21 protein-coding genes and 4 tRNA genes are annotated in these 21,382 nt (G+C 63.7%); 12 read left to right on the forward strand and 13 right to left on the reverse strand.

Going from position 1 to position 21,382, the window contains the following annotated elements:
- The first annotated feature begins 102 nt into the window (after window positions 1-102).
- Entirely contained in the window at window positions 103-657 is a 555-nt protein-coding gene (locus GTP41_RS09030; RefSeq protein WP_161025238.1) for a TorD/DmsD family molecular chaperone, read from the forward strand.
- A gap of 43 nt (window positions 658-700) precedes the next feature.
- On the opposite strand, the gene GTP41_RS09035 is transcribed toward GTP41_RS09030, so the two are convergent.
- The gene (locus GTP41_RS09035; RefSeq protein ID WP_308700840.1) at window positions 701-1,252 is read right to left on the reverse strand and encodes an FxDxF family PEP-CTERM protein; all 552 of its coding nucleotides are present in this window, start codon (window positions 1,250-1,252) and stop codon (window positions 701-703) included.
- 393 nt (window positions 1,253-1,645) lie between these two features.
- Here GTP41_RS09035 and GTP41_RS27095 point away from each other — a divergent pair, with 393 nt between their 5' ends.
- From GTP41_RS27095 to GTP41_RS09065, 7 genes are all read left to right on the forward strand, one after another.
- On the forward strand, window positions 1,646-1,804 hold the full coding sequence (locus GTP41_RS27095) for a hypothetical protein (RefSeq protein ID WP_202419670.1): 159 nt from the start codon (window positions 1,646-1,648) through the stop codon (window positions 1,802-1,804).
- A gap of 195 nt (window positions 1,805-1,999) precedes the next feature.
- Entirely contained in the window at window positions 2,000-2,356 is a 357-nt protein-coding gene (locus GTP41_RS09040; protein ID WP_161025240.1) for a LiaF transmembrane domain-containing protein, read from the forward strand.
- On the forward strand, window positions 2,356-3,108 hold the full coding sequence (locus GTP41_RS09045) for a LiaF transmembrane domain-containing protein (protein WP_161025241.1): 753 nt from the start codon (window positions 2,356-2,358) through the stop codon (window positions 3,106-3,108). Before GTP41_RS09040 ends, GTP41_RS09045 begins: the two co-directional genes overlap by 1 nt.
- Window positions 3,108-4,169, forward strand: coding sequence for a sensor histidine kinase (locus GTP41_RS09050; RefSeq protein WP_161025242.1), 1,062 nt, complete (start codon window positions 3,108-3,110; stop codon window positions 4,167-4,169). Before GTP41_RS09045 ends, GTP41_RS09050 begins: the two co-directional genes overlap by 1 nt.
- A gap of 3 nt (window positions 4,170-4,172) precedes the next feature.
- The gene (locus GTP41_RS09055; RefSeq protein WP_161025243.1) at window positions 4,173-4,898 is read left to right on the forward strand and encodes a LytR/AlgR family response regulator transcription factor; all 726 of its coding nucleotides are present in this window, start codon (window positions 4,173-4,175) and stop codon (window positions 4,896-4,898) included.
- 90 nt (window positions 4,899-4,988) lie between these two features.
- Window positions 4,989-5,537, forward strand: a complete 549-nt coding sequence (locus tag GTP41_RS27100; RefSeq protein ID WP_202419671.1) for a hypothetical protein — start codon at window positions 4,989-4,991, stop codon at window positions 5,535-5,537.
- A gap of 15 nt (window positions 5,538-5,552) precedes the next feature.
- Window positions 5,553-6,059 (forward strand): DUF4124 domain-containing protein, encoded by a 507-nt coding sequence (locus tag GTP41_RS09065; protein ID WP_161025244.1) that lies wholly within the window; start codon window positions 5,553-5,555, stop codon window positions 6,057-6,059.
- Window positions 6,060-6,313: 254 nt separating this feature from the next.
- Here the strand turns inward: GTP41_RS09065 and GTP41_RS09070 are convergent, their stop codons facing one another.
- From GTP41_RS09070 to GTP41_RS09100, 7 genes are all read right to left on the reverse strand, one after another.
- Entirely contained in the window at window positions 6,314-6,541 is a 228-nt protein-coding gene (locus GTP41_RS09070) for a hypothetical protein (RefSeq protein ID WP_161025245.1), read from the reverse strand.
- A 71-nt stretch (window positions 6,542-6,612) separates the two neighbouring features.
- Complete coding sequence (locus GTP41_RS09075; protein WP_161025246.1) at window positions 6,613-8,898, reverse strand: ATP-dependent DNA helicase; 2,286 nt, start codon at window positions 8,896-8,898, stop codon at window positions 6,613-6,615.
- On the reverse strand, window positions 8,895-10,535 hold the full coding sequence (locus tag GTP41_RS09080) for a VRR-NUC domain-containing protein (protein ID WP_161025247.1): 1,641 nt from the start codon (window positions 10,533-10,535) through the stop codon (window positions 8,895-8,897). Before GTP41_RS09080 ends, GTP41_RS09075 begins: the two co-directional genes overlap by 4 nt.
- Window positions 10,536-10,593: 58 nt before the next feature.
- Window positions 10,594-11,127 (reverse strand): phasin family protein, encoded by a 534-nt coding sequence (locus GTP41_RS09085; RefSeq protein ID WP_161025248.1) that lies wholly within the window; start codon window positions 11,125-11,127, stop codon window positions 10,594-10,596.
- A gap of 51 nt (window positions 11,128-11,178) precedes the next feature.
- The gene (locus GTP41_RS09090; RefSeq protein WP_161025249.1) at window positions 11,179-11,379 is read right to left on the reverse strand and encodes a hypothetical protein; all 201 of its coding nucleotides are present in this window, start codon (window positions 11,377-11,379) and stop codon (window positions 11,179-11,181) included.
- Window positions 11,376-13,511 carry an ATP-binding protein gene (locus GTP41_RS09095; protein WP_371867309.1) on the reverse strand — a complete coding sequence of 712 codons (2,136 nt, stop codon included), beginning with the start codon at window positions 13,509-13,511 and terminating at the stop codon, window positions 11,376-11,378. The genes GTP41_RS09090 and GTP41_RS09095 overlap by 4 nt, the downstream gene beginning before the upstream one ends.
- Window positions 13,512-13,523: 12 nt before the next feature.
- Window positions 13,524-13,913: a winged helix-turn-helix transcriptional regulator gene (locus GTP41_RS09100; RefSeq protein WP_161025250.1), complete on the reverse strand. Its 390-nt coding sequence runs from the start codon at window positions 13,911-13,913 to the stop codon at window positions 13,524-13,526.
- Between the two features lie 82 nt (window positions 13,914-13,995).
- Here GTP41_RS09100 and GTP41_RS09105 point away from each other — a divergent pair, with 82 nt between their 5' ends.
- Entirely contained in the window at window positions 13,996-14,847 is an 852-nt protein-coding gene (locus tag GTP41_RS09105; protein ID WP_161025251.1) for an NAD(P)H-binding protein, read from the forward strand.
- Between the two features lie 79 nt (window positions 14,848-14,926).
- Here the strand turns inward: GTP41_RS09105 and GTP41_RS09110 are convergent.
- From GTP41_RS09110 to GTP41_RS09130, 5 genes are all read right to left on the reverse strand, one after another.
- A tRNA-Leu gene (locus tag GTP41_RS09110) sits at window positions 14,927-15,011 on the reverse strand.
- 34 nt (window positions 15,012-15,045) lie between these two features.
- Window positions 15,046-15,130: transfer RNA gene (locus GTP41_RS09115), tRNA-Leu, on the reverse strand.
- A 325-nt stretch (window positions 15,131-15,455) separates the two neighbouring features.
- Window positions 15,456-15,540: transfer RNA gene (locus GTP41_RS09120), tRNA-Leu, on the reverse strand.
- A gap of 66 nt (window positions 15,541-15,606) precedes the next feature.
- A complete protein-coding gene (locus GTP41_RS09125; RefSeq protein ID WP_161025252.1) occupies window positions 15,607-16,677 on the reverse strand; it encodes an NF038122 family metalloprotease in 1,071 nt (356 codons plus the stop codon).
- Window positions 16,678-16,866: 189 nt separating this feature from the next.
- Window positions 16,867-16,951: transfer RNA gene (locus GTP41_RS09130), tRNA-Leu, on the reverse strand.
- Window positions 16,952-17,161: 210 nt separating this feature from the next.
- On the opposite strand from GTP41_RS09130, the gene rnr reads away from it, so the two are divergent.
- From rnr to cysE, 3 genes are all read left to right on the forward strand, one after another.
- The gene (gene rnr / locus GTP41_RS09135) at window positions 17,162-19,735 is read left to right on the forward strand and encodes a ribonuclease R (RefSeq protein ID WP_161025253.1); all 2,574 of its coding nucleotides are present in this window, start codon (window positions 17,162-17,164) and stop codon (window positions 19,733-19,735) included.
- A 61-nt stretch (window positions 19,736-19,796) separates the two neighbouring features.
- The gene (gene rlmB / locus GTP41_RS09140) at window positions 19,797-20,528 is read left to right on the forward strand and encodes a 23S rRNA (guanosine(2251)-2'-O)-methyltransferase RlmB (RefSeq protein ID WP_202419678.1); all 732 of its coding nucleotides are present in this window, start codon (window positions 19,797-19,799) and stop codon (window positions 20,526-20,528) included.
- Window positions 20,529-20,636: 108 nt separating this feature from the next.
- Window positions 20,637-21,377, forward strand: a complete 741-nt coding sequence (gene cysE / locus GTP41_RS09145) for a serine O-acetyltransferase (RefSeq protein ID WP_161025255.1) — start codon at window positions 20,637-20,639, stop codon at window positions 21,375-21,377.
- Window positions 21,378-21,382 lie beyond the last annotated feature (5 nt).

Genomic DNA, 21,382 nt, shown 5'->3' on the forward strand with positions numbered 1-21,382 from the left:
CGATCTCCTTGGACTTATTGAGGGAATGTTGGGAATGTTGCGCATCTTACTAAATCTGGTGCAGTATTGGCAGTAGGCTTCCATTATTGAGGTGGGACGTTGATGACCGAAGATGAAGAGTACGCGCGTTCGGAACTGTACGGCTTGCTGTCCATGCTGTTCTATGGGCCGCCGTCGCAAGTGGTGCTGGACCTGATCACCGATGCCGCGATTGAAGGCGAGGGGGCCTTGGCCAGCGGCTGGCGCAGCTTGCAGCGTGCCAGCGGCAAAACCGACCAGGATAAGGTGCTGCAAGAGTACCGGACGCTGTTTGCCGGGGACGGCCAGCCGGCGGTTGCCCTGTGCGGTTCGCATTACCTGTCCGCTGCCGCACTGGCCAGCCTGCATGAAGACCTGGCCCGTCTGGGTCTGGAGCGCTCCGAGCACCTGACCGAGGGCGAAGACCATTTCGCCGCTTTGTGCGATGCCATGCGTTCCTTGCACGGCAATTTGCCGGCGCAGCGGGCATTTTTCGGCGCCCATATCCAACCCTGGGGCATGCAGTTGTTCGATGCGATCGACGCCCACCCCGGCGCCTCCTATTACCGCGCGGCGGGCGGCCTGGCGCGCCATTTCGTGCAGGTGGAAAGCCAGACCTTCGCCCGGATGCCGGCGTAAAAAAACCCGCCGCAGCGGGTTTCCACGAGGGGAGGGTGGCGACTTAGCCCAGTTTATCGTTGGATTTGCGGCGCGAAGCCAGGCCCAGCAGGCCAACCCCAACCAACAGCATGGCATAAGTGGCTGGTTCCGGAATCGGTGCAGCCAGGTTCAGGTTGCCGGCGTACGAGCCGCCCATGCCTTCAAGCGCAGTGGAACCGGTCACGGTGAAGCCGTAATTGCCCGACATCAGGGCGTCGATCGGGAAGAACTGGATGCCCGAGGAGGTGTCAAACGTGGTGTCCAGATCGGTGCGGCTGGCGTCGGCTTCGACCTTAAAGAACTGGATGCCGGTAATGCCATAGTTTGCCAGGCGGGCGGCGTCGAGCCAGGTGCGGCCTACGACGACTGAGCCGCTGGCGTAGCTGGCATTGGTATCGACCGAGAACAGATAAGTGTCGATAAAGTCGCCCGGCGTGGCATGCAATGCGCCAAAGATCGCATTGCCTGCACCATCAAAGGTCAGGGTTGTTTGTGCCATTGCGCCGGAGCTGGCAAACAGCCCTGCGGATAGCATCAATGTACCGGCTACCTTGCTAAAAAACGCTTTCTTCATGTTAATACCCCTTGAGTAGTGTTGTTGTGAAGGTGAAGCGAAGCTTTGCTAGCACGCGAGAAATTGCTTGGCTATATCATCAGTGGCCTGCTGAAAACATAACCTTTCCCGCTTACTAACGCTGACCAATATAGCCCACTGGTTTTGCTATATACTTCATTAATGAAGTGTGTATGTTTTCAAGCGTACAAAGGCCTGCGCGGGTTCCCGGGCGTCGTCCAATCTCCGCCCAAGGTCAAGCGGAACTTTTTTTCGTGCGCAGGGTTCGTAGGCCGAATCCGACAGTAGCAAGAGCCGAACTGACGGGGGATTTGTACGCAAACGCACCGTCCGGTGCGGTGCCCGGCCATAACATGGAACCGTGATCGAGCAAACAGAATACGGAGGCCTATCATGCAGACCCAAACGAACCATCCATCCAAGTACGTGGTGCGCGAATACCTCGAACGCCGTTCGCAAGAGATCAAGCCGCCCCCTTCGCCAGAGGAGATTCGCCGCCAACTCGGTTGGGGCTTGATGCTTTTCGAACCAAAGATGGAGCAAGGTCGTTAGGTCTCCGTACCCCGCCACCATAGCCCGCTGACCAGACCGGCAGCGGGCATTTTTTCGCCTGTCGTGCCCATTTCCTCGCCGTTCGCTGAAATCTTCGCCATTCACCGAGCCGGCGCCGCCATTCACCGAAAAGCCGTTTCGCCGCCGCCCGCCCCCCGGTATCGTTCACCCATCCAATCAACGGGGAGCAAGAAAATGAACAAAGACATGCAAGGCCGCAACCAACTGCTCTGGGGCCTGATCGTCATCGCTGTGGGCGTGCTGTTCCTGATCGACTTCGACATGCCGCCGATTGGCCAGCTGTGGCGTTACTGGCCGTTCCTGGTGATGATCTTCGGCGCCGTGAAACTGATTCCGCCCACCGCCCCCAAACATGTGGTGGACGGCCTGTGCCAGATCGCCTTCGCCGGCTGGTTCTACGCATCGTTCGAACACCTGTGGGGCCTGACCTTCAACAACAGCTGGCCGATCCTGGTCATCATCGCAGGCATCAGTATGCTGGTGCAGCCAGTTGTGATTAAATACACCGCCAAAAAAGAGGAGAACCAATAATGACTAGCCGCGAGCGCAATACCACCACCCAGATGCTGATCGGCGCCGCCGTCATCCTGGCCGGTTTCCTGTTCCTGATCGATAATCTGGGGTGGATCGACCTGGATATGCGGGTGCACTTCTGGCCCTTCATCCTGATGGTTGTGGGCGCCTCGACCCTGGCGCAAGCGCCGCGCCGTGGCGGCGTGGCCTACCTGGCGGGCGGCATGATGATCGGCTTCGGCGCCGTGTCCTTGCTGAAGGGCCTGGGCCTGATCTATATCAGCTGGAAGGTGCTGTTCCCGATCGGCCTCATCGCGGTTGGCGTGCTGATGGTGTTCCGTGCCCGTCGCCGCAATTCCAGCTCGTCGACTGCCGATGCGTTGGCCGATATCGATAATCCCGACCACTCCGCGTTGTTCGGCGTGTCGGAAGGCGAGACCAGCGAACGCGTACTGGACCTGACGGCTGTCCTGGGCGGCTTCCAGCGCAAGGTGACGACGCAGGACTTCCGCGGCGGCGACATCACCAGCATCATGGGCGGCGTGGACCTGGACATGCGTACCGCCTCCCTGAACGGCACCGCCGTGCTGAACGTGTTCGCCATCATGGGCGGCATTTCGATCAAGGTGCCGACCGACTGGACAGTGGAACTGGAAGGCACGCCGATCCTGGGCGGCTTCGACGAGAAAACCATGGAGCCGAAGGACGCCAGCAAGCGCCTGGTGGTGCGTGGCACCGCCATCATGGGCGGCGTGGAAATCCGCAACTGATGCAGCGCGTACTGACCAGCCGCAGCGGCGTGCTGCTGTACCTGACCGTGTGGCTGCTGCTGGGGCTTGGCGCGGGCGGGGCGGTGGCCGCCCTGTGCGACGAAACCATGCTGCGCGCCCAGTTGTTCGCAGTGCCGGCCAGCCTGCTGTTCTCGGTGGCGGCCGGCTTCTCCGCCTACTATATGTGCAAGGCCAACCCCTTGCGTGAGCGCAGCCCGGCGGTGATCCTGGTCTCGACCCTGACCGCTGCCGTGTGCGCCGGCTTCTTCTGGGTCTTTTTACTGGGCGTGTGGAACGGCGCGGCCGAAGCGTTCGAAGCGCAGGCCATCGCGCCCCGGCCCCAGCTGGTGGCCCTGTTGTTCAGCCTTGGCGTCATGCTGTACGGCCTGCTGGCCACCCTGAACTACCTGCTGGCCGAGTTCCTGCGGGCGCGCCAGGCGGAGCAGCGCGAGCTGGAGTCGAAGCTGTTGGCGCGCAATGCGGAGTTGCGCATGCTGCGCACCCAGATCGACCCGCACTTCCTGTTCAACAGCTTGAATTCGATCAGCGCCCTGACCTCGATCGACCCCAAGCGGGCGCGCGATATGACGCAGCGCCTGTCGGACTTCTTCCGCCAGAGCCTGGGCATCGAAGCGCAAGGCAAAATCACGCTGGAAGAAGAAGTGCGCCTGATCGGCCACTTTCTGGCGATCGAGAAAGTGCGTTTCGGCGCGCGGCTGGGCGTTGAGCAGGAGGTGGATGACGCAGCCTTGCCATGCCTGCTGCCGCCCATGCTGCTGCAGCCGCTGGTGGAAAACGCGGTCAAGCACGGCATCGGCGGTTTGCCGGAGGGTGGTGTGGTGCGCATCGAGGCGCGGCGCGAGGGTTCGCTGCTGACGGTGAGCGTGGAAAACGATACCGACCCGGACACGCCGCCGCGCAAGGGCAATGGCATCGGCCTGGTCAATGTGCGCGAACGTTTGCAGGCGGCATACGGCCACTTGGCCAAACTGCATTGCACGCAAGAGAATAACAAATACCGGGTGGCGCTGACGCTGCCCGTCGAGACGAAGGAGTCCTGAAATATGCGCGTCGTCATTGTCGATGATGAAGAACTGGCCCGTGGCGTCATGCGGGAATACCTGCGCGCCCACGCCGACGTGGACGTGGTGGCGGAATGCGCCAACGGTTTCGAGGCGGTCAAGGCGATCGCGGAGATGGAGCCCGATGTGGTGTTCCTGGATATCCAGATGCCCAAGCTGGACGGTTTTGAAGTGGTGGAGCTGGCCGGCAGCAAGCCGCATTACGTTTTCGCGACAGCCTACGACCAGTATGCCCTGAAGGCGTTCGAGGTGCACGCCATCGACTACCTGCTCAAGCCCTATCCGCAAGAGCGCCTGGACCAGGCGCTGGCCCATGTGCGCAAGCGGCTGGGCGGCGAGCGGCCGGCGGTGGTGCAGATGGCCGCCGAAGCGGCGGTGCGCAATGGCCCGCTGGAGCGGGTGCTGATCCGCGACGGCGCGCGCGTGCACGTGATCGCGGCGGAGCGCATCGACTCCATCGAAGCGCAGGATGATTACGTCGAAATTCTGGCCGAGGGCAAACCCTACCTGAAGAACCAGCGCCTGTCGGAGCTGGAGGAGCAGCTGGACCAGACCCGCTTCGTGCGCCTGCACCGCTCGTGGATCGTGAATGTGGAGCGTATCGAGCGCATCGAACAGGCCACCAAGGACAGCCACTGCGCCGTGCTGAAAGACGGCCGCAAGATCCCGGTGAGCCGCAGCGGTTACCAGAAAGTGAAGGGTTTATAAGGCGCCCCTGGCCGTTGCGTGACTTTTGGTGAGATTGCACTTGTCCCGCGCAAGCTAATATGCCGGGTTTGCAGCCAATAAGAAATGCGCATGACGCCTGACCGGATCTATTTCAAGGACAATCCGTGGCCGGAAGGCCACCCCATCAAAGAGTTCTCATGGTCCGCCAAAGAGATGCACGGCGAGGTGTGGTTCGACCTGCACCTCAAGTCCGCCGACTACTACGCGGAGCGGGACATTCAGGATGATGAGGACGTGGATTATCCATCCGACTGGGCAGCCCCCATCGTCTGGGGCAATTACCACGCGTGCACGTTGTCCTCAAACTACTGGGGTAACGAGGGATTCCGCGTTTGTCCCAAAGCGGACTATTCCCCCGAAATGTTAGACGGGCTGGAACTGAGTATCGATCCTGAGCCCGAGGCCGTTGAGGATTTCGAAGACCTGGCGTTCCACATTTACTTGCTGGGACACGATGCGGCGGCAAAGCACAAGATCCGCTTCGACCGGATTGGCGATACCTCTCAATTCAGGATTACCTGGACTGGAAAAATCGCACAGGCTTACGTTGGCGATTACGAATTCAGGCACGAGTTCTCGCTTATGGTCTCCAGCGCGGAATTCCCTGCGCTTAAATAAACGGTTGGAACAGGTATGCAACGATTTTTGTGGATGGTGCTGGCGCTGGCAGCCCTGCCGGCCCACGCGCAGTTGTACAAGTGGACCGATGCCAACGGCAAGGTGCACTATTCGGATCGCCCACAGGATGGGGTGGATGTGAAGGCGGTGCCGCGTGCCGCCACCTCCGGGTCGACCGGGTCGGCCGGCGGCGACGACTGGCGAGAGCGGGAAAGGGCGTCGCGCGAGCGCCTGGTCAAACAGCAGCAGGAGGAGCGCAGGACGGCGGCTCGGGCAGCGCAGCAGGCGAATAAAGAGCCGTACAACCCCAGCATGCACAAATCCGACAAGCCGATGACGGACGATGAGATGTGTACGCGCGACGCGCAGCAGATCGCATACTCCGAGAAAGCCAAGCGCCTCGCCTTCAACCGCGCCAACGGCGCAAGTTCGGTCGCGAGCGAGGAAGAAACACGCGAGATTGTCCGCCAGCGCAAGGAGAACCACGCCCTCCTGTGCGGCCCCGGCCAGCGCCGGCGATAACTGTCTTCAGGCCTGTTGAACCGGCGGTTTGGAGTCTCGCGGCGCGGTTGCTGGGTCTAACGACGGGCCGTAGGGGTTCTGCAAAAGCAAAGCCTACAGTTGCCACGTTCTATCAGACCGGAATCGTAATGATTCCCTTACGGAGCTCAAACGCGGCTTTAAACGGAAGCATGGGCTAGACGCGGCAAAAGTTAAGCTGGAACCCTCGCTGGTTACGTCGTTTGAAGTGTTTCGTCCCTGCGGAGCTGCAGGGCTCAGTACATTCCGGCCATCTTGGCCATCATGCCGAGGATTGCCGTACCATAGGTTACGGCGATGCCGATCATCCAGCGCGTGTTTTTTGCCATCTCTGTGCGCAACTCGGCAAATCCGCGATCTATATGGTCCCGGAGCCGGACTTGCTCACCTTTAATTTCTACAAGGGTTTCCCGTATATAGTCCACTTCAGCCTCTAATTTAGCGAGTCGCTCCCCGTGATCCATGTGGCCTCCTGCTGGGCTAAAACTTCACTGTGGCCTACGTGACACCAGCAGGTTTTGACATTGGACAGGACCTATGCAGAAAAGTTCCGCGCTGCGACTTGCCACCAGGCGGGGAGGAGGGCCTGGATTTCGGGGCGGGCGAAGCGGTCGTCGATGAGGTGGATGGTGCCTTGGTCGCTGGTGGTGCGGATCACGCGGCCGGCGGCCTGCACCACTTTCTGCAGGCCGGGGTAGAGGTAGGTGTAGTCGTAGCCGGCGCCGAACGCGCTCTCCATGCGAGCCTTGATCTGCTCGTTGACCGGATTGATCTGCGGCAGGCCGAGGGTGGCGATGAAGGCGCCGATCAGGCGGTCGCCCGGCAGGTCGATGCCTTCGCCGAAGGAGCCGCCCAGCACGGCGAAGCCGATGCCTTCGCCGCCGGTGCGGAAGCGGGCCAGGAAGGCGTCGCGCGCGCTTTCGTCCATGCGGCGCTCCTGGCGCCACAGCGGCACGTCGGGGTGGCGCGCGGCAAACAACTCGGCCACCTTTTCCATGTAATCGAAACTGCTGAAGAAGGCCAGGTAGTTGCCGGGCTGGCGCTGGTATTGCTCGCCCATCAGTGCGGCGATGGGGGCCAGTGAGCGTTCGCGGTGCTGGTAGCGGGTGGAGATGTGGCTGGCGATATGCACTTGCAGTTGTTGCGCCTCGAACGGGGAGGCGACATCGACCCAGGCGCTACCTTCCGGCATGCCGAGCGTGTCGGCGTAGTAGTTCCAGGGGCTGAGCGTGGCGGAAAACAGGGCTACCGTGTGCGCTGCTTCGAAGCGCTGCTTGAGGAAAGGCGCGGGCAGGATGTTGCGGATGCAAAGCACCGAGTTGACCCGGCCCGCCGCCGCGCCGCGCCCGCCGTCGCTGATCTCGATATCGAACAGCGAGTGCTCGCCAAAGCTTTCGCCCAGGCGGCCGAACAGCAGGGCGTTGAAATAGAAGTCCAGCACGTCCGCGTCGAACCAGGCTGGGTGCTCGGCCATGTAGTCGCCGATTTCGCTGCAGGCGTTCTGCAGCGCGGCCATGAACTTTTCCGGCAGCGCGGCGTGGCAGGCGTAGGCGCCTTCCTGCTCTTTCTCCAGCGCGCTCCATTGCCGGTGGACGCGGTCCAAAGGCTTGCGCAGCGCTTCCGGCGCGGTCTTGCGCAGCACGCGCAGGCGCACATGGTCCATCTCGGCCGAGTACATCTTGCGCGCGCGCGACACCATATTGTGCGCCTCGTCGGCCAGCACGCCGACCTTCCAGCCGTTCATCTGCGTCAGCGAGTACAGCATGGCGCTGATGTCGAAGTAGTAGTTGTAGTCGCCCACCACCACGTCGGCCCAGCGCACCAGCTCCGATTGCAGGTAGTAGGGGCAGACCTGGTGTGCCAGCGCCACCTCGCGCACGGCGGCCCGGTCCAGCATCGGCAGTTGCAGCGCGGCCGCGCGCGCGCCGGCCAGGCGGTCGTAGAAGCCTTGCGCCAGCGGGCAGGACTCACCGTGGCAGGCTTTGTCCGGGTTCTCGCAGGCGGTGGTTTTGGCGGCCAGCTCCAGCGCGCGCAGCGGCAGCAGCGGCGCGCTGCGCTTGATGGTTTCCACCGCGCCGAGCGCCATGCTGCGGCCGCTGGTTTTGGCGGCGAGGAAGAAGACCTTGTCCAGGCAATGTTCGGCGCTGGCTTTGAGCATGGGGAAGATGCTGCCGATACTCTTGCCGATGCCGGTCGGCGCCTGCGCCAGCAGCGAGCAGCCGCGTGCGCTGGCCTTGAACATGGCTTCTGCCAGCTGGCGCTGGCCGGGGCGAAAATCGTCGTGCGGGAAGCGCAGGGCGCGTAGTTGTTCGTCGCGCGCGGTGCGGTGCGCCAGCTCCTGTTCGGCCCAGGCGATGAAGCGCCCGCAATGCTCTTCGAAGAAGGCGCGCAGGGTGGCGGCATCCGCGTCTTCGGCCAGCACGGTTTCCTTTTGCGTGCCGATGTCGAAATAGACCAGCGCCAGGCGCAGTGCCGGCAGGCCGCGCGCGGCGCACAGCAGGTGGCCGTAGACCTTGAGCTGGGCCCAGTGCAGGATGCGGTGGTTGGCAGGCTGGCGCGCCAGGTCGCCGCGGTAGGTCTTGATTTCCTCCAGCTGGTTCTGGCGCGGGTCGTAGCCGTCGGCGCGGCCGCGCACATGCAGCGGGCCGAAGTCGCCCGCCAGGCTTACCTCGCGCTCATAGCCGTCGTCACGGCGACTGGTGACGATGGCGTGGCCCTCGATGCCTTCCTGCGCGGTCGGCGTGGGCGTGAAGCGCAGGTCAAGGTCGCCTTGCTTGGCGGTGAATTCGCACAGGGCGCGGACGGCGATCGTATAGCTCATTCTTGCCATGCCAGGTAGCAGACGGAAACGGGCATGCCGTGCTCGGCGCAGTAATCGATCCAGCGCAGCTGGTTGTCCTGCAGGCGGTCGCCCGGGCCTTTCACCTCCACCATGCGGTAGCGGGATTCGGCGGGCCAGAACTGGATCAGGTCCGGGAAGCCGCTGCGGTTGGATTTGATGTCCAGCAGGATGCGCTCAAACCAGCGGCGCAGGTGGGCGACCGGAATGCAGGCCAGCGCCAGTTCCAGCAGCTCGCCGTCGATCGCGTCCCAGTACACAAAGGGCGACTGCAGGCCGGACTTGGCGGCGAAGTTGGCGCGGATATGGTCAACGTAGCTGCCGTCGTCCAGGCGCGCGAAGCAGGCCTCGAACAGGGCGGCGCGGCGGCGCTGGAAGTCGGCGCTGTGCAGGTCGGCCGGGCCGTGGTGGAAGGGATGGAAGAAGGCACCGGGAATGGCGGCAAACACCGCATCCCAGCACAGCAGGCCAAACAGCGAGTTGGCCAGCGCGTTCTCAACGTAGAAGCAGGGCGCGTCGTCCTGCCACAGGTGGTCGCGCACCACGCCCTCGACCCACCAATCCTCGCTGGGCATGGGCAGTTGCAGGTCGATGCGCTCCACCGGCGTGGGCTTGTGGGCCGGTGCGCGCATATGCCCCAGTTTGCGGCGCAGGCGCGGCGCCATGCGCAGCAGCTGTTGGCGCTCGGCCTCGCTTTCGGGCGCGGCTTGCGCGCGCTGCAGCCATTCGTAGGCCAGGCCCAGGCGCTCGTCTTTCTCCAGCACGCGGATGGCGCGGGCGCGGGCGCCGGGATAGGCGCACTGCTCGTACAGCTCAAATGCGCCGGCCCAGTTGCCGAGCTTTTCCAGCTGCTGGCCGAACTGGAACAGCATTTTCTGGCGCCGGCTGAGCAGCCATTCATTGTCGCCGGCCAGCGCCGGCAGTTCGCGCGCCAGCAGCAGCGGGTCAGCACCGTCGGCAAAGCGCTCGCGGCAGGCGTGCAGGGCCAGGTAATCGTCGATGTCGCGCCGCGAGCGGAAACCACGCGCCGCCGGCGAGAACTCGACCTTCTCATAGCGGTAGATGCCCAGGTTGGACAGCACGAATTCCGACCAGTCCTGGTGGAAGTTACCGAAGAAGATCAGGCGCAGCCGGTCGCACAGCGGCTTGGAGAGGATGTGGTAGACCTGGTCGCCGGCGTCGGCATACCAGGCGGTGAAACGGTGGCGGCCTTCGTGGCGCGCGCGCAGCGCTTCCAGCTGCTCGGCCTTGCGCGCGCTGCGTTCGGCGCCGGTCAGCGCGAACACGCGCGCGATCTCCGGCTTTTGCAGCAGGTCGAATAATTCGTCCAGGGTCAGTTCCGGGTCCTGCAGCAGCCAGCCTTGCTCGACCAGGGGCGCGGCGGCGCTGACGGTGCAGCCGATTTCGGGGTAACTGAGCTTGGAGGCGCGGAAAAATTCGCCCTTGCGCATGACCATGCGCACGAACAGCGCGCGCGCCGGTTGGGGCAGGGCAGGGAAGCGGGCGAGGAATTCGGCTTCCTCGCCGGTCAGCAGGTCGCTATAGCGCTCGCCAATCCAATGCAGGACCTGGTGGAAGTTTTCCAGGTAATAGAACGGATTTTCAAGGACTGGGTTCATGCAGGCGCGGCGCGAAAACTGTATTTATATACAGTATAACGCGCCGGCGCCGGCGTTGTCAGCCCTTCTTGCTCTTGGCGCTGGCTTTTTCGACCTGGTGCTCGAACTGTTTGACGGCGTCGCGCGTGGCCTGGGTCACCTGTTCATAGCCTTTAAAGGCGTTATCGATGGCCGTTTTGACAATTTCCACCGCGTTGGCCGAACCGGGCGGCACATTCTTGGTCACGTCGTAAATCAGGGCGCTCAAGTTGGACTTGGCCTCGGCCAGGTGGGCGTCGGCGGCCTTGTGGAAGTCGGTCGACATTTCTGTCAACAGGGCGCTCAGCTGCTGGTTATAGGCGTTGGTCGCCGCCATGCCGGGCTGCAGGCGGGCGTTGATCACGTCCAGCGCCTCCTGCGGGCTGGCGGCGGCGCTGACCTGGCGGCCGGCATCCACATGCTCGTCCAGCGCCTTGCGGGCCGTAGACATATTCAGGGCCACCGCCTGCTCCACGCCCTGCATGGCACGGCTGGTCAGGGTGTTGAAGGTCTCCAGCTGGAATTCAAACAGGGTCTTGGTGGCGTTGGCGAACTGCTCGGGATTTTGAAACATACGGTCTCCTTCGTGGTCGTTGGGATGGCGCTGCTTCTTGCTCTGGCTCCATTATTTAGTACGCACCAACTTTTCGCAATGGGCATCTTGGTACGGGCCGGCGATTTGCGTCCAGCCTTCGCCCAGCGGCGTTTGCGAGCAGGCTTTCTGGCCGTCGAGGCGGCTCTGGTACAGGTACCAGCGGGCGGGGGCGGCCAGTGCGGCGGCGGCGGCGCTGGCGGTCAGCAGGAGGAGGGCGAGGCGGCGTTTCATCGGGGAGCGCTCATGGGTAAATGCAAGGTAAAGGTGCTGCCCTGGCCGGGCGTGCTGGCCACCTCGATATGGCCGGCCAGCACGCCGGTCACGATATTGTGGGTGATGTAGAGGCCAAGGCCGGACTGGCCGGCGCCCAGGCGGGTGGTGAAAAACGGGTCGAAGATGCGGCGCAGGTGTTCAGGGGCGATGCCGGCGCCATTGTCGGCCACGGTCAGCAGCACTTCGCTGCCTTCCGCGTGGGCGCCGAGGCTGACTTTGGCGCCGGCCGCCGGTTGCGCGCCGAAAGCATGCGTTATGCAGTTGTCGAGCAGGTGGCCCAGCGCTTGCGCCAGCGGGCCGGGGTAGCTGTCCAGTTGCAGGCCGGGCGCCACGTCCAGCGCCAGTTGCGGGCGCGGTTGCGGCAGGCTGGCCCATAGGGGCGTCAGCAATTCCTGCAACAGCTGCGCCAGGTCGAAGCTGCGGCGCTGGACGTCCGTGGTATCGACGGCGATCTGTTTAAAGCTGGCCACCAGGCTGGCGGCGCGCTGCAGGTTGCGCTGCAGGATCGCGCCCGCCTCGCGCGCCTGCGCCAGGTAGGCCGCCAGTTCCGAACGGCGGATGCCGGCTGCCATCTGGCCCGCCAGGGCCGAAGTGTGGTCGGCAAAGGTGGACGCGGTGACCAGGCTGTTGCCGATCGGCGTGTTCAATTCATGCGCCACCCCGGCCACCAGCGAACCCAGCGCCGCCAGCTTGTCGCGCCGCACCAGCTCCTCCTGCGTCATGCTGAGGTTTTCCAGCGCCGACTGCAGCTCTTCGTTGGTCAGCTCGGCCTGTTCCATGGCGCGCGACAGGTCGGCGGTGCGCGCCGCCACCAGCTCCTCCAGGTGGGTGCGGTGACGCAGCAGCTCGGCCTCGCGCCGCGCCCGTTCAATGGCGATGCTGGCCAGGTGGCTGGCGACGCCGATCAGGCGCTGCTCCTCTACATCAGGGTGGCGCACCGTGCGGTAATACATGGCGAAGGAGCCCAGCACCGTGTGCTCGTCCTGCATGATCGGCATGGACCAGCAAGCGCGCAGGCCGTGCGCCTGGACCAGGGCACGGTAGGGGGCCCACAGCGGATCGTGCTCGATGTCCGACACCACAACCGCCTCGCGCCGGTACATGGCCGTGCCGCAGGAGCCGACGCCAGGCCCGATGCCCAAGCCTTCCAGGCTGGCGGCATACTCGGGCGGCAGGCTTGGGCAGCAGGTGCTGTGCATATGCTGGCCGTCCTCGTCCAGCAGCATCACGGAGCACAGCACGCCATCCGACTGCGACTCCACCAGCGCCACCAGGGCTTCCAGGGTGGCCTGCAGCGGCGCGCCGCGCGCCATCATCTCCAGCAGCTGCTCCTGGCCCAGGCGCAAGGCCTCTGCGCGCTGGGCGCCGGAGGCGTCCACCAGACGGATATGGAACAGGCGCCGCCCCGGACGTGCAATGCGCACGCCGCGCACCTCGCACTCGAGCATGCGCCCGCTGCTATGGGTGAAGTTGATGCGGTGGACGCGCAATTCGCCCGCATGCACGCGTTCCATCATGGCGGCAAGTTCAGCTGGATCGCATAGGTCGGAGTACGGCATGGCCAGCAGCTCCAGCGCGCTGCGGCCCAGGAGCTGCTCGGCACGGTAATTCAGATCAACCGGGCGGCCGGAATCCATGTCCAGCAGCAGCACCGCATCCGGCGAAGCGGCGGCCATCGCGTGATAGTTGACTTCCAGGTCAAAGCCGCCGATGCGCGGGCCCTGGAGGGCCAGCAGCACGTGATCGACCACGCTGGTGGTGGTGAGCGGCAGGCCGAAATAGCCCACCGCGCCGGCGCGCGCGGCACGCTGTTGTTCATCCTGCGAAGGGCGGTGCGACATGACCAGGACGGGAATGCGGCGGCCCGCTTCCGCCAGCGCCAGTTGACCGGTCAGTTCCAATTCCGCGCTGCCGGCTTGCGCCGCATCCAGCAAGACCAGGGCGACCCCGCCGGCAGCCGCCACTTGTAAAGCGTGAGCACCGCTGGCGACCGACTCAACCCGGTACTGGTGCCGTGCAAACGCCAGCTCCAGCCCTGCCACATCGAGGCTGGTACTGCTTGCGACCAGGATGGTGATGTTCTTCTCCACCCCGCCAGTGTATTACACCTGCGGCGTGATGATGCGTGGCAAATTATCCTCAATCCAATCGACCAGCAGCTCCAGCCGCTGCGCCACCTCGCGCCCGAGGGGCGTCAAGGTGTACTCAACATGGGGCGGAATCACCGGCAGGGCAGTGCGCAGCACGAAACCATCGCCCTCCAGCGCCACCAGGGTTTGCGCCAGCATCTTCTCGCTCACACCGCCGACCTCCTTGCGCAACTGGCTAAAACGGTGCATGCCGCCCAACAGCACCACCAGGACCAGCACGCCCCAGCGGCTGGTGACGTGGCTCAACACGGCCCGCGACGGGCAGTCCGGCGCCAGTACATTGCCCGGTCGCGCAACGTGACGCGCCAGGGCAGCGCGCAGGGATTTTGAAGTTTTTTCCATACTTACCGAAAAGTGCGTACTTACGAAAAGTTAGTGTTGATCCTATTATAGCCCCACATTGTTCTTAACCAAGGAGAGAAACATGATCGTCGTCACTGGCGCCTCGGGCGCATTGGGCCAACTGGTAGTGCAAGGCTTGCTGGAGAAAGTACCTGCGGGGCAGGTCATCGCCGCCGTACGTGACCCGGCGAAAGTAGCCCATCTCGCCGCGCGCGGCGTGCAGGTAAGGCAAGCCGACTACAACGACCCGACCAGCCTGAATGCCGCCCTGGCCGGTGCGGAAAAGGTGCTGCTGATATCGTCCGACGCCGTCGGCCAGCGCCTGCCGCAGCACCTGAACGTGGTCGCCGCCGCCCGCCGCGCCGGCGCAAGCCTGCTGGCCTACACCAGCATTTTGCACGCCGACCGCTCGCCGCTGGCAATGGCACAAGAACACGTCGCGACCGAAACCGCCATCGGCGACAGCGGGCTGGCGCACGCCTTCCTGCGCAACGGCTGGTACCTGGAGAATTTCGACAGCCGCATCAGCGGCGCCGCAGAGCGCGGCGAAGTGCTGGGCAGCGCAGGCGAAGGGCGCATTGCCGCAGCCGCCCGCGCCGACTACGCCGCCGCAGCGGTCGCAGTGTTGCTGGCCGACGCCCCGCAGCAGGTTTACGAACTGGCCGGCAGCAGCGCCTTCACGCTGGCGCAACTGGCAAGCGAAGTCGCGCGCCAAAGCGGACGCCCGGTCAGCTACCGCAACGTCGCGCAGGCTGAATATGCCGGCGCGCTGGCCGCCGTGGGCGTACCCGCACCCTGGCCGGAACTGCTGGCCGATTCCGACGCAGGCACCGCACTGGGCGGCTTGTTCGATGACGGGAAAGCGCTGGAGCGTTTGATTGGCCGCCCGACGCGCAGTTTGGCGCAGGCAGTTGCAATGGTCTTGGCGCGCTAGGCCAGAAATGAAAAAAGCCCATCAGCCTGAACGCGCTCTAGAACGCGCTCAATGAAGATGAGCTTTTTTGCGGAATTTTTGGTGCCCACGGAGGGACTCGAACCCCCACACCTCGCGGCACATGGACCTGAACCATGCGCGTCTACCAATTCCGCCACGTGGGCACTGGTGCTGCAATTTGTCTCAGAAGGTAGCGTTTGGTGCCCACGGAGGGACTCGAACCCCCACACCTCGCGGCACATGGACCTGAACCATGCGCGTCTACCAATTCCGCCACGTGGGCGCTAACTTCTTCAACTCTCTGCTGCGGTGTTGTCTGCAACAGAGGCACGCATATTAATGGCCGCAACCCGATCGGTCAAGGGGAAAATTGATTATTCGCAATTCGGAACAAATTCGGGGTCAGGTCTGACAATCGGACACCAACGCATTACCTTTGATTTTTCTCAAGGTGCGCTTAAAGATGGGGTGGGGGAATTTCAATGCAGGAAATCTGCGAAGGGCTTTGATCAATCGCAAAGAATCGGGTTGAGTGTCCGATTGTCAGACCTGACCCCGAATTTAGAAAACAAAAAAGCCGCTTTTCAGCGGCTTTTTTGCGGAATTTTTGGTGCCCACGGAGGGACTCGAACCCCCACACCTCGCGGCACATGGACCTGAACCATGCGCGTCTACCAATTCCGCCACGTGGGCATTTTGTCGCGTTGTTCTGCAACGAGGCACGCATATTAATGGCCGCCGCGCCTTCGGTCAAGACATTTATGAAAGTTTGTTCCTTCGACCACGCTGGCGGGCGGTCAGCAGGATCAGGCCGGCGCCCAGCATAGCCCAGCCGGAGGGTTCGGGGATGGGCGTGACGTCCCAGCCGATGGTGTCCATGGCCAGCACGTCGTTGCCGGTGATGTGCAGGGTTTCTCCCATGCCGGCGGTGGGGTCCATCAGGCCGATGAATAAATCGTCCTTCCAGTGGCTGGCCTGGCGCCCGTCGCCAAAGAAGGCGCCGGTGCTGAACTCGGGGCCGACCGTGGTGCCGTCGAGCGAGAAGTATTTGCGGCGGGCGTCGGCGGTCCAGTCGATCACGCCTTGGGCGGCGCTTTGGCTGGAGTAGCGGAACAGGTCGAGCGCAGAAACGAAGGTGAATTCGTCGGCTTCGAACGGGCCGTTCTGCGGCGGGGCGTTGTAGTCGAGGATGTCGACGCCGCTGATGAAACCCAGCACGTGGCCGATTTCGTGCGCGGCGACGCCGACAAAGTCGAAGGCGTTCGGGTTGGTGCCGTTGCTGGCGTCGAAGTCGAAGGCGAAATCGCTGTTGAACTGGATGAAGCCGTCGCACGGGCCTATGCAGCCGCTCAGCGTCTGCGGCGCGACCGCCAGGCCAATGGCTTTGGCCTGGGCGTTGGCAATGTACATGGCTTGGTTGTTGTCGCCGCCGTTGTTGTCGAGGTAGGGCGTGGCGCTGCCGGCGCCATGCGGGCTGTCGGCGGTGCGGTTGATCAGCATGCCGAAGCTGGGGCCGCCGGGCAGGTGGGCGACGGCGGAGGCGTCGGCGGCGGAGGTGGCGTCGGCTGCCAGGGCAGTGCGGACCGAGGCGTAGGTGTGGAAGTCGGAGGCGGCGGCCGCTTGGCCGAGGATGCCGCCGCCCAGCGGGTTGAAGCCGACCGTCAAGTTGATCGTCACGTTGTCGTTCAGTAGGCTGGCCCAGCGCGCGGCGGCGTCCTGGAATCCTTGCTGGGCCTGCAGCGAGGTGCCGGGCGTGAAGGTGAAGTTGAAGACCGGGGCGGCCGAGGCGCTGCCGGCCAGTAAACATAGACCGATGAGCAATGTTTTCATGGCACTCTCCTCAAACAGTTGGGTAAGAGGGCTGCCGCAAGAAGCGTGCGCTGATGAGTGTTTGCGGATGCGGTAAGGCGGGCTGCGCCTGGTGGCGTCAAGGAATCCGACGCGGAAATGAAAAAAGCCCACCAGCCTGAACGCGCTTTGGATCGCGCTCAGTACTGATGAGCTTTTTTACGGAATTTTTGGTGCCCACGGAGGGACTCGAACCCCCACACCTCGCGGCACATGGACCTGAACCATGCGCGTCTACCAATTCCGCCACGTGGGCATTAGCAACATCTGCTATCATACTGCTTTGGTGAGTTTTGCGCCAGATGAACTTTCATTCCACGCTGCACATCAACTCGCCATTCCCGCATCGCTGCGAGAGCCAGAATTATAGAGGAAACTCTGCCGAAGTCAAAGGGTCTGCGAAAGATTTTTGTACGCGGCCCTTCCTGTTACACTAACAACCAATAAAAAGATTACTGAAAACCTTTTGAACTCCACTCATATCATTCCTAGCCGCGAAGAAATTCTCGGCATCTTCCGCAGCGCCAAAGCGCCGCTCGACCTGCGCACGCTGGCGCTGTCGCTCAAAGTCAAAGCTGAATCCCACGCCGTGCTGACGCGCCGCCTGAACGCCATGGAGCGCGACGGCCAGATCCGTTCCGATACCGGCGGCTTCTACGTGCTGGCCGACCATTCGGAATTCATCGCCGGCCGCGTCTCCAGCCACCGCGATGGCTATGGTTTCCTGATCCCGGATGAGCCGGGCGAAGACCTGTTCCTGGCCGAGCGTGAAATGCAGAAGGTGCTGCACGGCGATAAGGTGCTGGGGCGTGTGGTCGGTTATGACCGCCGTGGCCGCCCGGAAGGCACCATTGTCGAGGTGGTGCAGCGTGGCACGACCCATATCATTGGCCGCCTGCTGAAGGAAAACGGGGCGTGGGTGGTGGCGCCGGAAGACAAGCGCATCAGCCAGGACATCCTGGTGCAGGGCGCCGTGGGCAAGGCCAAGTCGGGCCAGATCGTGAGCGTCGAGCTGACTGAGCAGCCGGGCCGCTTCAAGCAGCCGTCGGGCAAGATCGTGGAAGTGCTGGGCGATATGGATGACCCTGGCATGGAGATCGAGATCGCCGTGCGCAAGTTCGGCGTGCCGCATATTTTCTCGGATGCCGCGCTGAAGCAGGCTTCCAAGCTGCCGGACGTTGTCAAGGAATCCGACTGGGGCGAGCGCGTCGACCTGCGCGATGTGCCGCTGGTGACCATCGACGGCGAAGATGCGCGCGACTTTGACGACGCCGTCTATTGCGAGCCGGTGAAGATCGGCCGCAGCAACGCCTTCCGCCTGATCGTGGCGATTGCCGACGTGTCGCACTACGTGAAGCCGAACGACGGCCTGGATGGCGATGCCATCGAGCGCAGCACTTCGGTCTACTTCCCGCGCCGGGTGATCCCGATGCTGCCGGAGAAGCTGTCCAACGGCCTGTGCTCGCTGAACCCGCGCGTCGACCGTCTGACCCTGGTGTGCGATGCTGTGATCACCGCGCAGGGCGAGGTGAAGGCTTACCAGTTCTATCCGGCCGTGATCCACTCGGCTGCGCGCCTGACCTACACCGAGGTGGCGGCGATCCTGGGCAACACCAAGGGCCCGGAGGCGGCGCGCCGCGCGGAAATCGTGCCGCATCTGCAAAACCTGTACGACGTGTACCACGCGCTGCAGAAGTCGCGCCAGGAACGCGGTGCGATCGATTTCGAAACCACCGAGACCTATATCGTCTGCAACCCGTCCGGCAAAATCGAGAAGATCATCCCGCGCACCCGCAACGATGCGCACAAGCTGATCGAGGAGTGCATGCTGGCGGCGAACGTGTGCGCGGCGGACCTGCTGCTGCGCCACAAGCACCCTGGCACCTACCGTATCCACGCCAGCCCGACCAAGGAAAAGCTCACCCAGGTGCGCGATTTCCTGAAGCAGCTCGGCCTGTCGCTCGGCGGCGGCGACACGCCGGTGGCGCGCGACTATGCCGACTTGATGAAGAAGATCAAGGAGCGTCCGGACGCGCAGCTGCTGCAAACCATGTTGCTGCGCTCCATGCAGCAGGCGGTCTACAGCCCTGACAATATCGGCCACTTCGGCTTGGCGTATGAGGCGTATGCCCACTTCACCAGCCCGATCCGCCGTTATCCGGACTTGCTGACCCACCGCGCCATCAAGGCGATTTTGGCGGGCAAGAAGTACGAGCCGAAGGTGGCCGACCAGTCGGTGCTGAACACCACCATCTCGAACGCGCAACGGCGCCAGGCCCTGAAGGACAAGCAGGAAGGCAAGGAGAAGAAAGCCAAGGGCGATCCGAGCATCTGGGACGCGCTGGGCGTGCACTGCTCGGCCAACGAGCGCCGCGCCGACGAGGCGTCGCGCGATGTGGAAGCCTGGCTGAAGTGCTACTTCATGCAGGATAAGCTGGGCGAAGAGTTCAGCGGCATCATCACCGGCGTGACCAACTTCGGCATCTTCGTGCAGCTGGACCAGCTGTTCGTGGAAGGCCTGGTACACATCACCGACCTGGGCGCCGATTACTACGAGTACGACGAGGCGCGCCATGAACTGCGCGGTGAGCGCACCGGCAAGCGTTTCCAGCTGACCGGCCGCGTCAATGTGCAGGTGGTGCGGGTGGACCTGGAGTCGCGCAAGATCGACCTGCGCCTGGCCGACAGCGAGATTTCTACGCTGCCGCCGCAGGGCAAGAAGCCGTCCCGCAAGGGCGGCGGCCTGGTTGGCTCCCTCGGCGATTTCGACAGCTTCGACGACGAGGACAATAATCCAGGCGTGGCGCGCAAGCGCAAGGCGGCCCGCGCCGCGGCGCCGTCGATCAGCGCGCGCGAAGAGGCGCCGACCCGTGCCACGGGCCGCGCCGACTCGAAGCGCGGGGCGGCACCGAAGCGTGGCGCGGCGCCTGCGCCATCCGCCCCGGCGGCGCGCCCATCGGCCAAGCCGAAGGCGAAAGCCAACCCCAAGACCAGCGCCAAGCGCGTGACCAAGGCTGCCAAGCCTAAGAAGAAACGATAAGCACCCCGTCCGGCGCTTCGGCGCCGGACTTATTTTGAGAACTACGATGTCCAAGAACAAAATGATTTTCGGCTTCCACGCCGTGACCTCGCGCCTGCGCCACGAAGCTTCCAGCGTTGAAGAGATCTTCTTCGACCATGCCCGTGATGACCGCCGCATGAAAGACCTGATCGCCAACGCGAAAGCGGCCGGCGTGCGCGTGATGCCGGTGGAATCCGAGCGCCTCGACAAGATCGTCGGCACCCGCCGCCACCAGGGTGTGATCGCGTTCGCGTCGCAGCTGTCGCTGGCGCGCAACCTGGACGAGCTGCTGGATATGGTGGAAGGCCCGCCGCTGCTGCTGGTATTGGACGGCATTACCGATCCGCACAACCTGGGCGCCTGCCTGCGCGTGGCCGACGGCGCCGGCGCGCATGCGGTGATCGCTCCGAAGGATCGTTCGGTGGGCTTGAATGCTACCGCTGCCAAGGTGGCGTCGGGCGCGGCGGAGTCGGTGCCGTTCATTACCGTGACCAACCTGGCGCGCACCCTGCGCGAGCTGAAGGAGCGCGATATCTGGCTGATCGGTACGTCCGACGACGGCGACAAGACCTTGTACGAAGGCGATTACTCGGGCCCGACCGCGATTGTCATGGGTTCGGAAGGCGAGGGCATGCGCCGCCTGACGCGCGAAACCTGCGACGTGCTGGTGTCGATTCCGATGTTTGGCTCCGTTGAATCGCTGAACGTTTCCGTTGCATCCGGCGTCTGTCTGTACGAGGCGCGCCGCCAGCGGATTGCCAAGGAAGGCTGAACCCGGTAAACCAGGGTCAGACCCAAGGGTCTGACCCGCGCCGTGCCGCCTGCATCCCCCGCCCGGATGCGCTATGATAGTTCCCCAACCAACTCCCCCAGCACCACCATGTTCCACCACCTCCGTGACGATATCCGCAGCATCATCGAGCGCGACCCCGCAGCTCGTAACGGCTGGGAGGTGCTGACCTGTTACCCCGGCCTGCAAGCGATCGTCATGCACCGCTGGGCGCACTGGTGCTGGACGCATGGCCTGAAATGGCTGGGCCGCTTCATTTCCTACCTGGCCCGCATCATCACCGGCATCGAGATCCACCCCGGCGCCATGATTGGCCGCCGCGTCTTCATCGACCACGGCTTCGGCGTCGTGATCGGTGAAACCGCGCAGGTCGGCGACGACTGCACCATCTACCAGGGCGTGACCCTCGGCGGCACCTCGCTGCACGCCGGCGCCAAGCGCCACCCCACGCTGGAGCGCGGCGTCATCATCGGCGCCGGCGCCAAGGTGCTGGGCGGCTTCACCGTCGGCGAGTACGCCAAGGTCGGCTCCAATGCCGTGGTGATCAAACCCGTCCCCGCAGGCGCCACCGCCGTCGGCAACCCGGCCCACCTGGTACAAAAGGACCACGCCCCGTCGCCCGCCTCGCACCTGTTCTCCGCCTACGGCGTGACCGCGAACGGCGACGACCCGCTATCCAAAGCCCTGCATAGCCTGATCGCCCACGCGGTCGTGCAGGAGCAGCAAATCGAACGCCTGTCGGCAGCCATGAAGGCGGCGGGTTTATCCTGTCCGGACCTCAAAGCCTGCGACAAGCTCGATACCGCAGAACTCAACAAACTGGTCGAATAAGGAAA

It is taken from the genome of Pseudoduganella guangdongensis (assembly GCF_009857475.1).
Taxonomy (GTDB): Bacteria; Pseudomonadota; Gammaproteobacteria; order Burkholderiales; family Burkholderiaceae_D; genus Rugamonas; species Rugamonas guangdongensis.

Excerpts from the sequence above, each read along its gene's own strand:
- GTP41_RS09030 (WP_161025238.1), top strand. The coding sequence starts at position 103 with ATGACCGAAGATGAAGAGTACGCGCGTTCGGAACTGTACGGCTTGCTG.
- GTP41_RS09035 (WP_308700840.1), bottom strand. The coding sequence starts at position 1,252 with ATGAAGAAAGCGTTTTTTAGCAAGGTAGCCGGTACATTGATGCTATCC.
- GTP41_RS27095 (WP_202419670.1), top strand. The coding sequence starts at position 1,646 with ATGCAGACCCAAACGAACCATCCATCCAAGTACGTGGTGCGCGAATAC.
- GTP41_RS09040 (WP_161025240.1), top strand. The coding sequence starts at position 2,000 with ATGAACAAAGACATGCAAGGCCGCAACCAACTGCTCTGGGGCCTGATC.
- GTP41_RS09045 (WP_161025241.1), top strand. The coding sequence starts at position 2,356 with ATGACTAGCCGCGAGCGCAATACCACCACCCAGATGCTGATCGGCGCC.
- GTP41_RS09050 (WP_161025242.1), top strand. The coding sequence starts at position 3,108 with ATGCAGCGCGTACTGACCAGCCGCAGCGGCGTGCTGCTGTACCTGACC.
- GTP41_RS09055 (WP_161025243.1), top strand. The coding sequence starts at position 4,173 with ATGCGCGTCGTCATTGTCGATGATGAAGAACTGGCCCGTGGCGTCATG.
- GTP41_RS27100 (WP_202419671.1), top strand. The coding sequence starts at position 4,989 with ATGACGCCTGACCGGATCTATTTCAAGGACAATCCGTGGCCGGAAGGC.
- GTP41_RS09065 (WP_161025244.1), top strand. The coding sequence starts at position 5,553 with ATGCAACGATTTTTGTGGATGGTGCTGGCGCTGGCAGCCCTGCCGGCC.
- GTP41_RS09070 (WP_161025245.1), bottom strand. The coding sequence starts at position 6,541 with ATGGATCACGGGGAGCGACTCGCTAAATTAGAGGCTGAAGTGGACTAT.
- GTP41_RS09075 (WP_161025246.1), bottom strand. The coding sequence starts at position 8,898 with ATGAGCTATACGATCGCCGTCCGCGCCCTGTGCGAATTCACCGCCAAG.
- GTP41_RS09080 (WP_161025247.1), bottom strand. The coding sequence starts at position 10,535 with ATGAACCCAGTCCTTGAAAATCCGTTCTATTACCTGGAAAACTTCCAC.
- GTP41_RS09085 (WP_161025248.1), bottom strand. The coding sequence starts at position 11,127 with ATGTTTCAAAATCCCGAGCAGTTCGCCAACGCCACCAAGACCCTGTTT.
- GTP41_RS09090 (WP_161025249.1), bottom strand. The coding sequence starts at position 11,379 with ATGAAACGCCGCCTCGCCCTCCTCCTGCTGACCGCCAGCGCCGCCGCC.
- GTP41_RS09100 (WP_161025250.1), bottom strand. The coding sequence starts at position 13,913 with ATGGAAAAAACTTCAAAATCCCTGCGCGCTGCCCTGGCGCGTCACGTT.
- GTP41_RS09105 (WP_161025251.1), top strand. The coding sequence starts at position 13,996 with ATGATCGTCGTCACTGGCGCCTCGGGCGCATTGGGCCAACTGGTAGTG.
- GTP41_RS09125 (WP_161025252.1), bottom strand. The coding sequence starts at position 16,677 with ATGAAAACATTGCTCATCGGTCTATGTTTACTGGCCGGCAGCGCCTCG.
- rlmB (WP_202419678.1), top strand. The coding sequence starts at position 19,797 with ATGATTTTCGGCTTCCACGCCGTGACCTCGCGCCTGCGCCACGAAGCT.
- cysE (WP_161025255.1), top strand. The coding sequence starts at position 20,637 with ATGTTCCACCACCTCCGTGACGATATCCGCAGCATCATCGAGCGCGAC.